Annotated in this window: 8 protein-coding genes and 1 pseudogene; 1 reads left to right on the forward strand and 8 read right to left on the reverse strand. The window is 62.2% G+C overall.

Features of this window, described 5'->3' with window-relative positions:
- Positions 1-6: 6 nt before the first annotated feature.
- Positions 7-267: a hypothetical protein gene (locus KHB019_RS07475; RefSeq protein WP_337458545.1), complete on the reverse strand. Its 261-nt coding sequence runs from the start codon at positions 265-267 to the stop codon at positions 7-9.
- The gene (locus tag KHB019_RS07480; protein ID WP_337458546.1) at positions 267-3,347 is read right to left on the reverse strand and encodes an AAA family ATPase; all 3,081 of its coding nucleotides are present in this window, start codon (positions 3,345-3,347) and stop codon (positions 267-269) included. The genes KHB019_RS07475 and KHB019_RS07480 overlap by 1 nt, the downstream gene beginning before the upstream one ends.
- 472 nt (positions 3,348-3,819) lie before the next feature.
- Between KHB019_RS07480 and KHB019_RS07485 the strand changes: the two are divergent.
- Positions 3,820-3,993 (forward strand): annotated as a pseudogene (locus KHB019_RS07485) (transposase); the annotation flags it as partial.
- Positions 3,994-5,356: 1,363 nt separating this feature from the next.
- Here the strand turns inward: KHB019_RS07485 and KHB019_RS07490 are convergent.
- The 6 genes from KHB019_RS07490 to KHB019_RS07515 form a co-directional block, all read right to left on the reverse strand.
- Positions 5,357-6,289, reverse strand: a complete 933-nt coding sequence (locus KHB019_RS07490) for a hypothetical protein (RefSeq protein ID WP_337458547.1) — start codon at positions 6,287-6,289, stop codon at positions 5,357-5,359.
- Positions 6,279-8,159, reverse strand: a complete 1,881-nt coding sequence (locus tag KHB019_RS07495; RefSeq protein ID WP_337458548.1) for an ORC-CDC6 family AAA ATPase — start codon at positions 8,157-8,159, stop codon at positions 6,279-6,281. The genes KHB019_RS07490 and KHB019_RS07495 overlap by 11 nt, the downstream gene beginning before the upstream one ends.
- Entirely contained in the window at positions 8,159-9,073 is a 915-nt protein-coding gene (locus tag KHB019_RS07500) for a phosphoribosyltransferase-like protein (protein WP_337458549.1), read from the reverse strand. The genes KHB019_RS07495 and KHB019_RS07500 overlap by 1 nt, the downstream gene beginning before the upstream one ends.
- A gap of 243 nt (positions 9,074-9,316) precedes the next feature.
- Positions 9,317-12,427 carry a type I restriction endonuclease subunit R gene (locus tag KHB019_RS07505; RefSeq protein ID WP_337458550.1) on the reverse strand — a complete coding sequence of 1,037 codons (3,111 nt, stop codon included), beginning with the start codon at positions 12,425-12,427 and terminating at the stop codon, positions 9,317-9,319.
- On the reverse strand, positions 12,424-13,683 hold the full coding sequence (locus tag KHB019_RS07510; RefSeq protein ID WP_337458551.1) for a restriction endonuclease subunit S: 1,260 nt from the start codon (positions 13,681-13,683) through the stop codon (positions 12,424-12,426). The genes KHB019_RS07505 and KHB019_RS07510 overlap by 4 nt, the downstream gene beginning before the upstream one ends.
- Entirely contained in the window at positions 13,680-15,248 is a 1,569-nt protein-coding gene (locus tag KHB019_RS07515) for a type I restriction-modification system subunit M (RefSeq protein ID WP_337458989.1), read from the reverse strand. Before KHB019_RS07515 ends, KHB019_RS07510 begins: the two co-directional genes overlap by 4 nt.
- Between the last annotated feature and the right edge of the window lies 1 nt (position 15,249).

The raw sequence follows: 15,249 nt of genomic DNA on the forward strand, positions 1-15,249 counted from the left end.
GGCTCATCAGTCCGGGTCGTCCGCGTCCGGCACCATGCCGTACACGAGCGCCGTGAGCGCTTCCCGGTGCGCGGTCGGATCCAGCACGGTGCGGCCGACGAGCTCCCGCAACTGGTCCGATACGTCGCCGGGGGCGGTGTCGTCCAGACACCAGTCGATGTCCTCGTTGAGTTTGTACTCGGGTGAGTCCGCGGCCAGGCCCGGGTAGTACATGATCGCGATCGTGCCGACCCTCTGCAGCAGCACGTCGGCGTCTTCCAGTTTCATCAGATTCCTCTTCCTGTTGACGGTTCATACGACATACGCGGCGTGATCGCTGGATCATCGAGCAGGTCGCGTCTGAGCATGTGCGGCAGGATGCCGTCGCTGTTCGGCTCCGCGCCGGCGAGCTGCTCATATTCCTCGATGCGCCCTTCCAGGCGCGCACGCACCTCCGGCGGGAGGTCCGCCCGCCGACGGATACCGGCGCTGTGGGGACGCGCATGGAGTGTGGCGTCGTTGGCGGCTGTGGCGACATTCGCCTCGAGCAGTGCTGTCCGTGCGGCCATCAACCAGGCGGTGAGCTCGGTCATCCACCGCCGATACGCCGACGCGCCCGACACATCTCCGTCGTCACGCCGGGCGACGGGCCCTGGAGCTTCAGCGGCGGGGGGGGTCTCGGGCTCAACAGCCGTGCGCGCAAGGTCACGGTGCGCCGCATGGGTGGCGTCGTCGAGATCGGGTTCGGGGAGGCCGCGCATCATCTCGTCGGCGATGACCTTGCGGGCGCCGGCGTCGGTGGTCGCGATCACGATCGCCTCGTTGTGGCGACGCCCACGGGTGAGCCCGACATACAGGCCGGACGCGTCGACGCCGGGGCCGACCAGGGACGTGTCGGTGGTCTCGCCCTGGATGCCGTGCACCGTCGTCGCATATGCGAGGTGGACGTGGTCGGCCGCGTACTCGCGGGTGATGGTGCGCGCGTCACCGGAATCGTCCATACGTTGCAACTCGACGGCAGCCGGGCCGATCCGGGTGACGGTCCAGATCGCCCGGTTCTCGATCCCGGCTGCACGGTCGTTGCGGCGGGTCTGCACGACGTCGCCCTCGAGGATGCGCTGTTCCTCGCTGCCGATCGCCATCCGGCCCAGATCGAGCTGGCCGCGTTCCACACGTTGCTGCTGGATCGCTTCATTCACCTGGGCTGCGTCATCGTTGGTGGCGGTGACGATAGCCACCGTCCGCGACAGCGCTTGCCGGTGGAAATACCCGTCCACGAGGGCGGCACGGGCAGCATCCGTGTCGGCGACGTGGCGCACATGCCCGGTCCGTTGCAGCTCCGCGGCAATGTTCGCCGCGTCCTCGGCAGAGCGCGGAGAGCGCAGGCACAGCGTCAGGGCGGCATAGAGCGGGTCATCGAACCGGTGCACGCCGGACAACTCGATCGCGCGTCCCGCCCGCCGTTGGGCGAGGGCCATCGCTCCGGCATGGCCCACGGGCGTTGCCTGATGCGGGTCGCCCACGAGCGCGACTCCCGCGCCCGTCTCCAGCGCCAGGGTGGTGAGGGCGTCTGCGGCGTGGAGGTCGAGCATCCCTGCTTCGTCGACGACGATGCGCATCCCCGGGCCCAGGCGCATGTGTCGCGGACCGCGGAAGATCACCCCGGTCGCGGGGTCCCGTTGCCCGGGACGGAGCCGCCACCACACCTGCGCGCCGGCGTCATCGTTCCGCCACCGCCATCCGTGATCGGCGAGCAGCGCGTGCACACTGGTCCCCGTCGCCCCGACCTCCCGGCTGGCGACCGCGGCGGCCTTTCGAGTCGGCGCGACAATCAGCATCCGCCGGCGGTTTGCTTCGAGCATCGACCGCGCCGCTCGGAGCAGGGTGGTCTTTCCTGTGCCGGCCGGCCCCGTCACCGTGACCAGTCGCTCCCCGCTGGCGACGGCGACGGCTGCTGCCGCCTGGGTCGGATCCAATCGGATCCGCGACTCCAGTGAATGATCCGCCGCCACGTGGTCTTGTTGTTGTTCGGAGGGATTCCAGCCGGCGATGCTGAGGCAGGTCAGGCGTTCGCCGAGCCGGGTCTTCAGGTCGGCGAACTCGTGGGTGACCAGCGCCTTCACGTGGGCCGGCTTGCCTTGCGCGTCGGGCAGCAGATCACGGGTGTGCGCCAGAGCCCGCCAGGTGACGTCATCGATCAGTCGTTGCAACTCGTCGCGGGCTCCACTGACACCCGATGCGGCGACAGCCCGGGTGGCGCCGGCACGAACATCAAGGACGCTGAACCGACCGTTGCTCGACCTGGACCGTTCGTCGGCGTCGACCACCGCCCTCCGTGCGAGCAGGGCCCGATCGACAGCGTCGGGATGCCGCGGCCGCAGCGCCACCGCGGCCCGTACGTTCAACACGTCCGGGTCGAGGTCGGTGAGTTCGTCGCGGACAAGGTCAGCCCAGGCGGCCTCGTCCAGATCATGGGGCTTGTCGGGGCGGCCGGCCGCCCAGGCGTACCGGTCGATGCGTTGCAGGACATCGTGGCTCGGTTCCTCACCTGGATGTTCTGTCCGCCAGCGGGCGAGGTGCACGGCACGGTTCGCTTCGATCTGGTTGGATCTGCGTGACAGCGGTCGCACCACGTGGGCGAGCTCCGCGATCTCCCCGTTCTCGTTCAGGGAGTATCCGTGGCGGGCGAGAGCGGCGAGCCACTCCGGGTCCGTGCGGGCGGCGAGGTCCCCCTCGGCGTTGATCAGATTCTGCACGCGCATCGCGACCCGCGAGTCAACGTTCGACCACCGGGTATCGAGACCTTGAACCTTCACCCCGAGCCACAGGTGCCGGTGGATGTGCGGGTCCAGTGCGCGAGACCGGCGATGCTGCAGCTCGACGACTTCGATCCGGGCTAAGTCCTCGCGGATCCGGCCGCCCATCCCCCGGCGTGCATTCAGCTCAACCAGCCACGTAGAGATGATCCGATCCCGCAACCGGTCCTGCAACGCCTCAAACTCGCCGGCAAGCTCCGGGGTGATCAGCGCCGCGATGCTGAACGACTTCGGCGCGTTGACCGTACTGTCCAGCACCAGATCCGCATGCGGTGACTCCAGCCGGCGCCCCCTGTGCGCACCCGACAACGGATCGGCCCCGTCAACCCAGCTCGCCAGCTGATGCGCATCCAGCTCGTCGTGAGTGATGCCGTCCCGTGCAGCGACGAACCGTGTGACCGTCGCGCCATCGACACCGCTGTATGCGTCCAGCGCGACAGCACCCGATGAGCGCAGGTGGGAGTCGCATATTCCCCGCAGCGCGTAGTCCATCGCCTGGCGGACTCCTCGCGAGCCAACGCCACGCTTCCAGCGCTCCAGACCTCCACGCACGCCCTCAGAGTACGCCGCATTTGCCTATTGCGCCAGACTATTCACAGAAAGTGCCTGCGTGCATTGCGTTCATTGCGTTCATTGCGTTCTTGACTTCGTCACGTCGGTAGGTGCTCGGAGTGTGGTGACGTCCCGTGGAGTGGTGGAGGTTCCGGCAGGGTCGCCCGCGTCGTAGACGTGGGTGAGCCATCGTGCGATGGTCAGTGAGAAGTACCGATCAAAGTTCTCTCTCACAGGAAGACACAAAGCACGATGGCTCTAGACCAGTCTGCCCTCCTCGAGCTGCTCGGGGAACTGAAGCGCCCCGGGTTCGGTGGAGGTTCTCAACTCACGGAGGATGAGAGTCATGGCAGCACCGAAGAAATACCCGGACGAGTTGCGTGAGCGCGCGACGCGGCTCGCCGTTGAGGCACGACAGGACTCCGCGCGGAAGGCCGGTGCGCTTCGGCGCATCGGCGAGCAGCTCGGGATCAATCCGGAGACGCTACGCGAGTGGGTGAACGGGCCGAGATCGACGCCGGGCAGGCGCCCGGGGTGACGACCGCGGAGGCGCAGCGGATCAAGGACCTTGAGGCCGAGGTGAGAGAGCTGCGGCCGGGCGAACGAGATCCTGAAGACGGCATCGGCGTTCTTCGCCGCGGCGGAGCCCCCTCCCGCCGAGCTCGAGGCCGCCCACTGGGCATCCCATGAGCCCGTCAGCTACGTTGGAGAACAGGTTCCCGTCGGAGCCGGTTCCAGATAACCGAGCCTCCACGAAACCCGGGGCGCTTCACGGCATGAAACCGATGTCAAACGTCTGTCGACTGGGAGCGGATTGCGGGTCGGCCGTGGGGCCGGTGACTCAGGGGCCGATCACACTGCGATGGCGCGCTCGGCCGCAGACGCTACGTCCGCACGGCACGTGCAGTCCGGCGCTGGCGCGGAGGCTGAGACGTGGCGAGGATTCCAGCCAAGCCCGCGGAGCTTATCCAGCAGTCGCTTCACGGTGACGTACGGCGCCCCCGTTCCAATGTAGAGTGACGCCAGAGCGGCCCCACTGTTGTTGAGAGCGCCAAACAGCGTTGGCTCAGCGACGGGATCTAGGGGCCTCAGTCCGATTACACAGTCAGACAAGACGGCCTCGGAGAAGGCGAGTCGTACGGGCGAACGGTACTTACCAACCCGTGCAATCACAATCATCGGCCCGGCCGTGGCTAGTCGTGTCGGGGCGAAAGTCTGCCACTCGAAGACTTCATCCTGCTCAATGAGGCTGAGATCCGTCGTGTGGACATATCGCGTGACACCCTCGCGTGCGTCTGCGAGCAGATGTCGGGGTACACGCCCACGAACAAGGTCAACGCAGGTGCATCCGTCCCAGGGCGATGTGGACCCGTGGATCAGGGATCCAAGTCCCAACGGTCGTGGAGTCGTGCTCGCACCTACTCGTGCCAGAACCGTTCGCGCGCGGCGTCCTGGAAACGTATCGGCGGGCAATTCGCGCAGGACGTCGATGCTGTATTTTCCATGCAGATGACCCCAGATTCCGGCGTTCCGCTCTCCAAATACACTCCCCATCGGAAGAATGCAGAGCGCACCTGATGACGGTCCGAACTGCGCGAGCGCGTGAAGTACGAATGCGAGAGCCGGACTTGTGGTTACCGATCGGCCGGCGATCTCGGTTTGGATTCCCCCAAGCCCGCGATAGGAGAATGGCGGGTTTAGAAGGAGCAGCTCGGTCCGTCCCCGCGCTGCGCGGGCCACCGCGCTCGAGCGAACAGCAAGCGGGTTGAGCAGATCTGCCGTACTAACGGTCCAGCCCGGGTGGACGCGCCGCAGGTGGCGACCGACAGATGCACGAATGTCGAGGGCGCCGATCTCGACAGTTGCGCCGAACCTTCGTTGCGCCGCCTCTAGCAATGCGCCCTCTCCCGCGCACGGGTCAACAATCATTCCGCCCCGGTACTTTTCGGCGTAACTCAGGAGTTCATCGGCCAAGGGCCGAGGCGTGTATATCGCGTCGAAGCTAGCCATCATGCGTTCAGGTATTCACGGGCGAAGGCCGTGAGGTCATAGACGCAGATTCGCCCGCCGCCAGAGGAGCGATCCTTTCGACGCTTCGGATGGTCGTATACGAGCTCTGTGTCAGCCGGGTGTCGGATTGCCTGAAGCACGGCGCCGAGGGCGTGCGGCTTGGTGCCGATCGGAGCGATGACGAACCAATCCTCCGGGTGACGTGAGCGAAGGTGCTCGATCAGAAAGAAGAGATCGAACGGGCAGGCAGCTGCGGCGAACTCCTGCCTGGCGAAAATAAAGTCACGCTCCAGCGCCGCGCGATTTGCAAGAACCGTCTCCGTGGCGTACTCCGGGCGGAATCCTGGAGAGCCGATGACAGGGATGACACGCTCAGAGTCGACTTCTCTCGCCACAAGGACGTGATCGAATCGATGACCTTCGAAGCCCAGCAGCGGCACAAACTGGAAGTCACGGCCGTCGTCTGGGCTGATGGAGATGAATCCAGGAAGCGGCGCAAGACCCTCGATCTCGTCCGACAACTCCCAGAACTCACGGCCCAGCGAGGTCGTTCGCCTGTAGTCGTCGGGCTTCAGGTACATCACGCGGAAGTCCCACCGATTCTGCACGAGCGTCTTTACTAGCGGCGCCCAGACAATGTGATCCATGGAAGTAATGTCCATGAGGAGAGGTGAATCGATCACGGAGAGTAGTTGCCGCAGAGCAGATTGATCGAACAGGTCCGCAACTCCGATCTCGTCATCGGCCAACGAGAGCTGGATAGATGCGACGCCGATCTGCGTTACCGAGTACACCGGCCCGCTACTCTCGAGCCGCGCGATGCTGTTTCTTGGCTCAAACCCAACGGTGCCGTGAACGAACGCTGTCCCAGGCGGAACTTCAAAGGCGCCGATCGGGTATTCGACAGTGAAACTCGGACGCTCAAGCCTCATCAAAGAAGTCCTCGTAGAAGAGCAGCTGATCGGGCAGTTCGACCGCTGGCGCAGGAGAGGAGCCCTTCTGAAGGAGCTTCGTGATTGTGCGCCCAGGATTGTTCGATGCCAGGGAAGCGATCTGTTCGGACGTAAGTGTAAGCCGCCGCTTCTTGCGATGGCTGTACACAAAGTAAGGCGCAAAGATGGGCATCAATCGGTAGTCTGGCCGCTTAGTCCCGCCCGTGGACCTCCCCTCCTTGTTCCCGTCGAAAGCGTCAAGCGCTCCCGAAGCAACCGCTGCAGCGAGAAGGGTCTCCGCGTCGCCAACGGCCGCCTGCTTCGCGCCGAACTTCACCCTGAACTCATTCACCTCAGGGGTTCTGCCCTCAGGTGCGGCTGCAAGCGCACCGAAGACACGACCCAAACTGAGCGTCAACCTGGTGACGCCCGCGCCGTGAACTGTCTGCGCCTGAAGTTCGCGAAGGATCGTCTCGCCAATACGGACGGCCGCCGCCGTCTGATCCTCAGGCGAAACTGGTGCCAGGGCGTCGGAAGATGAGAGATGGATCCGCAACGCTTCGTGAACAAGACGAAGAAGGATTCGTATGTTTCCCTCTGCTAACAGGCAGATCGTGGACCAGCCGGTGTAGTGCTTCCTTGTTCCGCGCTTGCCCGAACGGATCGTAAATAGAGCGGCATACGAATAGTTGCCCACCCGTGTCCTCCAACGTACCGGATCCGCGAGCGCAGCCTTCAGGACCTCCAGGCGCGACTCCTGTTGGGCGGTCGCCCAGTATTCGACGATGTACTGACTCATGGGTGTGAGGGTGCTCAGCTCGCACAGCTCGGCCTTAGTGGCGCCTTCTGACGCAAGTTGGTGACGCAGCTGCTCGAGGCGAGACTCAACGCCGAGGATCGTAGCTTCTGACTCGATGGAAAGGGCGGGAAAGAGTTCTGCTACATCACCATGCCACCCCAATCCGCTGGCGAGCCGCTTGGCACACACCGCTGTGGCAAAGTCTTGGAATGATTGCTCCTTGAGGTGATCCACGATGCGCACGGTTGTGTAGTCAGCGGGATCGTGAAGCGGTTGATCGCGCGCGAGAGTTGACCGCTCCCCGGGAGTTGTACTCCGCACCCCGACCTTGAAGGTATAGCGGGCGTCGCCGACGTGTTTAATCAACGTGTTCACGACTCGCTGCTGATATGGCAGTAGATTCTCGTACTCATCGATACAGAACGCGAAGAACGTGCCAAGCGGAAGCACCTCCTCGGTCGCAGCCTCCAACAGAAGCTGGACGGGGCGCCCGAGTAGCGAGAGTGGCATCCGGTCGAGATCCTGCGGACTGCCGTTCAGGTTCGCCTCCAGCTCAGCCGTCAGGACCCGGATGTGTCGCTGGATTGCCGACACCTCCAACTGTCGCTCAAGATTCAGCGAGGCGAAGAAGGGTTCAAGTGCCGCCGGGGATACGGCGCGAACACTATGTTCGGACTCCGCCCACGCAAGGTAGTCCAGCACAGCCATGCACAGCCGGAGATTAACATAATGCGAGAAGACCGCGATCCACCGGTCGTCACCGATCCGAGGCCCGGTGAACGCAGCGGTCAGGTTCGTTTCGACCCGCCAATAGGCACCCACCAGGTTCCAGCTCCCGGGGTCAAAACCCGCGGTTCTCGCCTGGCGTCGGTATCCAAGGGCGCGTAACGTGGTTGTCTTACCTGTCCCTCTCCCCCCGACCAGAAAGCAGGGGCGTGAGGCGACCAGTTCGGACCAGTACATCGGCTGCGAGAACATGCTCAAGATCTCTTGATCCGAGCTGAACTCAGCTCTCAGCTGCCCGAGTGTCGTACTCAGTGCAGTGAGCGTCTCGTCGCGATCTTCGAACATTACTTGCTCCTGAGGAATGTCCAGCCGGTCGCATCGCCGACTGTCGTATGTGGGGCGAGGATCGGGAGTGTGTTATTCGGGGTGCCGTGCTCGAAGGTGATGGCTAACCCGGACTCTTCGTAACCAAGCGGGCCGTGCTTGGATCCCAGCCTGGAATGGCTGCTCCGGAGCAGGTCAAGGAGCGCGGCACGCTGGTCTTCCGGCACTAGTCTCGAGTTCTCGTCCTGGGCGCGATAGTCAAGTCCGAGTGTGTGCGTCGGGCTGACTGACAGGTTGGGCAACTCGTCGCTGAACTTGCTGAGCGCAATCTGCGTGGCGACCACTGGCAGGTATGTGGCTGAAGCGATGGCTCCGGAAACTTGCAGGGCCGCAGGGGAGGGGAAGGTTCGGCCGTTTATGTGCGGTTCAGCGTTCCAGTACCGAGCAAACTGGTTTCCCGTACCCGCCAGGTCGTCGAGCATTACTAGCTCTGGCGGTGTGTCCTGTTCGGCGATGACCTTGTACATGCGTTCGCCGACCGCCATTCGATCCTCCGGGAATCCCATCTCTTTGAGGATTCGTAGGCACATGATCCCTGAGGACGTCACGTCGTCGTGAGAACCCAGTGGAACAGTGACGATCGAACGCCCAAGCCATTCCCGCCAAAGCTCTCCCACTTGACCCGTGAGCCGCCCCTGTTCAAGCTGTGTTGTAGAAAGGCGCTTGATCCCAACGGCCAGCGCCTGTCGGAACTCGCGGGATCCGATGTAGATCACGGATCGGAGCAAGGAGCGCGCCACCTCCAGCTCGTCACCCGTAAAGTTGCGCAGCCAACCTCGTGGGTTGATGTCGGCTGGGATCCGTGGCCACGCACCAACATTTCCGAGGAACTTCAGATCGCCAAGTCGCACCTCGTCATCCGTCGCTATTTCCACACCTTCATCATGGCGCACCGGTCGCTGCCAGTCGTGAACGCATGCGGATAATCGAGAAGGGCGCGACTGCATGACCGCTCGCCGACGATTCGCGTGCCTTTTCGTTAGCACGGAGGAGCTCGATCGACCGCAGGGGAGTCGACGACCTGGTCGAGTTCGATAGCTGAAGTCGCCGAGACAGCCGCTGTCTGCGCCGACGTGTCGGACGACCAGCATCAAGATCCTCTTGCTCCATGAGCCCAGTCATTCGTCGGAGATCCTCGTTCCAAGTCCGAAAAACCGCTCGAAGAATCGTGTCAATGCTTCGACAACGCTCTTCTTCTTGTCCGCGTGACCGTCGTTGGATGCGAAGCGTGAGACGGGTGGCAGGATCTTGGTGATCGCGGTGCCCGTGGTGATGAGCCGCCCGTCACGGAAGGCAGATTCGACGAAGGCGCGGGCCTGTTCGGGGCGGAGCTTCTGCTCGGTGATGATCGTTTCGAGTTCCGCTTCGCGCTTGGCGGCGATGTAGGCCTGCCACTGGGCGTCGACCGCACCGTCCATGGTGATGTTGTCGACGAAGTCTTCGACAAGGTCGCGCTTATTGCGCAAGGTCGGGCTGGCGTCGACGGCGCGGGAGATCTGGGCGCGGATCTCTTTGTCGTCGCCGTCGCCGCGTTCGGCGCGGAGCTTTTCTACGAGCATGAGGATGTAGTCGACGTTGATCTCGACCTGTTTGATCAGCTCGATCTCGAAGACGACGTCGTCGTTGATCGTTTCCTTATCCGCGTCCTGGTCCTTGCGGAACTCGGCATACAGGTTGAGGTAGACGCTGCGGTAGTCCTGGGCCTGGCGTTCGGTGAGCGGATCCTGGCCGTCGAAGTCATCGAACGAGGTGAGGATGTTCTGCAGCCGCAGGATCGCACCGAACAGGCCGATGAAGTCCTTCTGCGCCTCGTCGCCGAGGATCTGGTGGCCGAGCGGGAACCGTTGCAGCAGGTGGATGACCTTCTCGGCGTACTCGCTGTAGTACTCGCCGTAGGGTTTCATCAGCACGACACCGCGGGCGTCCTTGTTGCCGAACAGTTCCAGGGCGGCGTTGGTCTCGTCTTCGAGGTTTCGGAAGGCGACGATGTTGCCGTAGGTCTTGACGGAGTTCAGGATGCGGTTGGTGCGCGAGTACGCCTGGATGAGCCCATGTGAGCGCAGGTTCTTATCGACGAACAACGTATTCAGCGTGGTGGCGTCGAACCCGGTGAGGAACATGCTGACCACGATGACCAGGTCGAGCTCGCGGTTCTTCAGCCGCTGCGAGAGGTCCTTGTAGTAGTTCTGGAACTTGTCGGCGCTGGTGTCGTAGCTGGTGCCGAACATGTCGTTGTAGTCCTGGATCGCATCTTCCAGGAAGCCTCGGTTGTCCGACGACAGCGCATCGGTGTCAAAGGCTTCGTCGTCGAGGATGCCGTCGTCGGTTGCCTCGTTGGCGCCGTACGAGAAGATGATGCCGACCTTCAACCGGCGATCCGGAGTGAGCTCGTCCTGTTGGATCTGGAAGTGGTTGTAGTAGCGGCGGGCGGCATCGATGGAGGCGGTGGCGAACAGAGCGTTGAAGCCGCGGACGCGCTTCTTGTTCCGTAGCGCTTCGGCCCGCTTGCGGGTGCGGACGGACTCGGTGACGTTGGTGACGACGGAGTGCTCGTAGCTGGAGGCGCGCTTGGTCTTCTGGTCGAAGTGCTCGAGGGTGTACTTCACGATCTCGCTGATCCGCCGCGGATCGAGTAGCGCCTTCTCGGCGTCGATGGCCGAAACCTGCTTATCGTCCGGGTTGCCGACCTTGACCGTGTTGACGTAGTCGATCCGGAAGGGAAGGACGTTCTTGTCCGTGATGGCGTCGACGATCGTGTAGGTGTGCAGCCTCTCGCCGAACGCCTGCTCCGTGGTCTTGAGCTGAGGGTTGCCGCCGCGGCCCGCGTTGGCGGCGAAGATCGGCGTGCCGGTGAAGCCGAACAGGTTGTAGCGCTTGAATGCCCGGGTGATGTCGGTGTGCATGTCCCCGAACTGGGAACGGTGACACTCGTCGAAAATGATGACCATGTGGCCCGAGTAGACCTCGTGGCCCTTGTTGGCGCGGATGAAGTTCGACAGCTTCTGAATCGTCGTGATGATGATCCGCGAACTGCTGTCCTCGAGCTGCTTCTTCAACACCGCTGTCGATGCGTTGGAGTTCGCGGCGCCCTTCTCGAACCGGTCATACTCTCGCATCGTCTGGTAGTCGAGGTCCTTACGGTCCACCACGAACAGCACCTTGTCGACGCTCGGCAGCTTCGACGCCAACTGGGCCGTCTTGAAGGAGGTCAGCGTCTTGCCGGATCCGGTCGTGTGCCAGACATAGCCGCCGGCCTCGACCGTGCCGAGCTTTTTGTAGTTGGTGGCAATGTCGATGCGCTGCAGAATCCGCTCCGTAGCAACGATCTGATACGGACGCATCACCAGCAGATCCCGGTCGGCGGTGAGCACGCAGTACTTCGTCAGCACGTTCAGCAGCGAGTGCTTCGCGAAGAACGTCTTCACGAACGCAGTCAGCTCCTGGATCGGCTTGTTCTGCGCATCGGCCCACCACGACGTGAACTCGAAACTATTGCTGGTCTTCTTCTTGCCGCTACCCGCGGTCTTCTTACCCTCATCGATGTGACGGTTGCGCGTCGTGTTCGAGTAGTACTTGGTCAGTGTCCCGTTGGAGATCACGAACAGCTGGACGTACTCGAAGAGACCGGACCCCGCCCAGAAACTGTCGCGCTGGTAGCGGTTGATCTGGTTGAACGCCTCACGGATGTCAACGCCGCGGCGCTTGAGCTCGATGTGTACCATCGGCAGGCCGTTCACCAGCACGGTCACGTCGTAGCGGTTGGCGTAGTTCGCGCCGCCTTCGCCCTGGCCGAGCTCGTACTGGTTGATCACCTGAAGCCGGTTGTTATGGATGTTCGCCTTATCCAGCAGCATGATGTTCTTCGTCGAACCATCATCACGCTTGAGGATCTGCATGTGATCCTCTTGAATACGGACGGTCTTCTCGACGATGCCGTCGTTCTGGCCCGCCACCTTGGTCGTGAAGAACGACTCCCACTCCGTATCGCTGAACGTAATCCCATTAAGCGCCTCCAGCTGGGTGCGCAGGTTCGCGACCAGATCCGTCTCGGAGGTGATGGTGAGACGTTCGTAGGCTTGCGACTCGAGTAGGCGAATCATCTCGCGCTCGAGGTCAGCCTCCGACTGATAGGCCGTGGCCTGGTGCGCATCCGGAATGTACTCTGCGACGACCGTGCTCTCGGCGGAGACAGCGATTGGCTCGTACTTGCGAGGAGATGAGTCACTCATGATGCAGCCTCCTCGAAGGTGAGGAGATTGTCACGGTAGTACTCGTACTGCTGACGACGTGCTGCCAGCTCGGCAGGAAGCCCGATACTGAGGCTGTTGGTGAGCGACTCGAATTGATCTAGGACGGTAGCGATTCTCGACTGTTCATCGGCACTCGGGATCGGTACATTGACCTTCGCGAGCCGCGCCTTGGAAACGTTGATGCGGGTTACACCGCTTGCAGTCTTGATAATCTGCTTGCGCATCGCCGTTGATCGGAATAGGTGCTTGGCGAACTCCGGATTTAGCCCCTCGGCCACGTGAGGTCGGAAGCCGATGCAGAAGCTATTGAGGTACATCGGCTCAGTTAACCACGTCGTGACCGCCGAGCTCATACCGACCTCAGCCAACGACTCAGACGAGCCAGTAAATATGATGTCGCCGTAGGCAAGTGGGCGTTGCCGCTCCCCTGGAGCAACTCGAACGTAGTCATTAGTATTCGCATCAAGCGCGATATTGCTAAACACATTCTTATAGCTCGCGAATCGTGCGTTCCCATCACTGAAGTCCGCTTTCGACTTCCCGCTGAGCCCACCGAAGATAACACCAAGCTCACCCATTGGAATCCACCGGACCCCCCCCGCTTCACGGAAGGTCAACAGTTCGTCACGATAATGCTCGTACTGGCGCCGCCGAGCCTCCAGCTCCGCCTCCAGCTCCGCCTCCAGCTCCGCCTCCAGCTGAGTGAACTGATCCAATATTCTCACGACCTCGCGCTGCACCTCGAGAGGCGGGACGGGGAAGCGGAACCTCCTGAAACCAACCATATCGACTGATGCGAAGCTTGATGTCGTGGTGTTGCTGCGACACCATTCGTCGAGAATGAAACCGTAGTAATAGAGAAACTTGATATCGACTTGCTCAGCGTATTCCTTCTTGACTGCGAGCGAAGTGAACCTCTGATTAGAGAGATGCGGCACTGTGATGAGCGCGTGCTCGCCGATTGTCGCCGACGTCGCAAAGAGCAGGGAGTTAGCGGGAAACAGCCGCCCGCCCTTGACTGCGGCCTCTGGGATCTGCTGCAACGCGCTACTCAGCACGCCCCCATTTGCGCGGAGGTCTTCCATTCTGAACCACGGAATGCTTCCGTCTGTCCAGAACGAAGGATTCGACTTCGAAGGAGTGTAGCCATTCTTCACGTCGAAGAGCTCGGCGACGTCAAGGTGTCGGACGCCGTCAGGAGCCAGCTCTGCAATCAGCTCCTCAATCCGACTCACCTTGAGCCCTCCAGGTCAGCGACGATCTCATCAATCGACCTACGGAGCTCAGCCTGGCGCGCGACGATACGCTCGATCTCAGCGTTCAGCTGATTGATGTCGACAACCTCGCGGGTGTCTTCCTGCTCGACATACGAAGACACGGCGATGTTGTAGCTGTTGGCGGCGATGTCTTCGTTCGGTACGAGCTTGGTGAAGTGGTCAACGTCGATACGGTTCTCGAACCCGAGGAGGATGGTCTGCTGGTTGTCGGGCGTGAGCTTGTTCTTGTTGCCGACGCGCTTGAACTCGGTCGAGCCGTCGATGAACAGCACCGCGTTGTCGGTCTTGGACTTCTTGAGCACGATGATGCAGGTCGCGATGGTGGTTCCGAAGAAGAGGTCGGCAGGTAGCTGGATGACCGCGTCGACGTAGTTGTTGTCGATGAGGTACTTGCGGATCTTCGCTTCCGCTCCCCCGCGGTACAGCACACCAGGGAACTCGACGATAGCGGCGGTGCCGTTCACAGCCAGCCAACTGAGGATGTGCATGGTGAAGGCCAAGTCCGCCTTCGACTTCGGTGCCAGCACACCGGCGGGCGCGAACCGTGCATCGTTGATCAGCAGCGGATTGGCGTCGCCGTCCCACTTGATGGAGTAGGGCGGGTTGGAGACGATCGCCTCGAATGGCTCCTCGTCCCAGTGCGCCGGATCGAGCAGGGTATCGCCGTGGGCCAGATTGAACTTCTCGTAGTTCACGTCGTGCAGGAACATGTTGATCCGCGCGAGGTTGTAGGTGGTCAGGTTAATTTCCTGGCCGTAGAAGCCTTGGCGGACGTTGTCCTTACCGAGCACCTTGGCGAACTTCAGCAGCAGCGAACCTGAACCGGCGGCGGGGTCGTAGACCTTATTGACCGCGGTCTTACCCGCGACAGCGATGTGCACGAGAAGTTCGGAGACTTCCTGCGGCGTGTAGTACTCGCCACCAGACTTGCCCGCGTTCGCCGCGTACATCTGCATCAGGTACTCGTATGCGTCGCCGAAGAGGTCGATGGAATTGTCCTGCAGGTCCCCGAGCGGGAGGTCGCCGATTGCCTCAAGGAGCTTCACGAGCTTCTCGTTGCGCTTGGCGACCGTGCTGCCGAGCTTGTTGCTGTTCACATCGAGGTCATCGAACAAACCCTTCAGGTCGTCCTCGCTGTCCGTCCCAAGCGCCGAGCCCTCGATGTTCTTGAACACCCGCTCGAGCGTCTCGTTGAGGTTTTCGTCGTTCGCCGCGTGCTTGCGGACGTTGACGAACAGCTCCGACGGCAGGATGTAGAAGCCCTTCTCAGCGACCGTTTCGGTGCGGCCGAACTCCGCCTGGTCGTCGTGGAGCTGGGCGTAGTCGAAGGACCCGTCGCCAGCGTCCCGCTCTCCCTTGTTGATGTACGCGGTGAGGTTCTCAGAGATGAAGCGGTAGAAGAGCATACCCAGCACGTAGGACTTGAAGTCCCAACCATCCACGCTGCCGCGAAGGTCGTTCGCGATGCGCCAGATCGTCTTGTGCAGTTCGGCGCGCTGTCCTTCTTTGGTCGTCGGTGCCATG

This window comes from Microbacterium sp. KHB019 (assembly GCF_037285405.1).
In the GTDB taxonomy this organism is placed as follows: Bacteria; Actinomycetota; Actinomycetes; order Actinomycetales; family Microbacteriaceae; genus Microbacterium.

What these genes read in the sequence shown, in the direction of transcription:
- KHB019_RS07505 (WP_337458550.1), bottom strand. Translation starts at nt 12,427, where the DNA reads ATGAGTGACTCATCTCCTCGCAAGTACGAGCCAATCGCTGTCTCCGCC.
- KHB019_RS07475 (WP_337458545.1), bottom strand. Translation starts at nt 267, where the DNA reads ATGAAACTGGAAGACGCCGACGTGCTGCTGCAGAGGGTCGGCACGATC.
- KHB019_RS07515 (WP_337458989.1), bottom strand. Translation starts at nt 15,248, where the DNA reads ATGGCACCGACGACCAAAGAAGGACAGCGCGCCGAACTGCACAAGACG.
- KHB019_RS07495 (WP_337458548.1), bottom strand. Translation starts at nt 8,159, where the DNA reads ATGTTCGAAGATCGCGACGAGACGCTCACTGCACTGAGTACGACACTC.
- KHB019_RS07490 (WP_337458547.1), bottom strand. Translation starts at nt 6,289, where the DNA reads ATGAGGCTTGAGCGTCCGAGTTTCACTGTCGAATACCCGATCGGCGCC.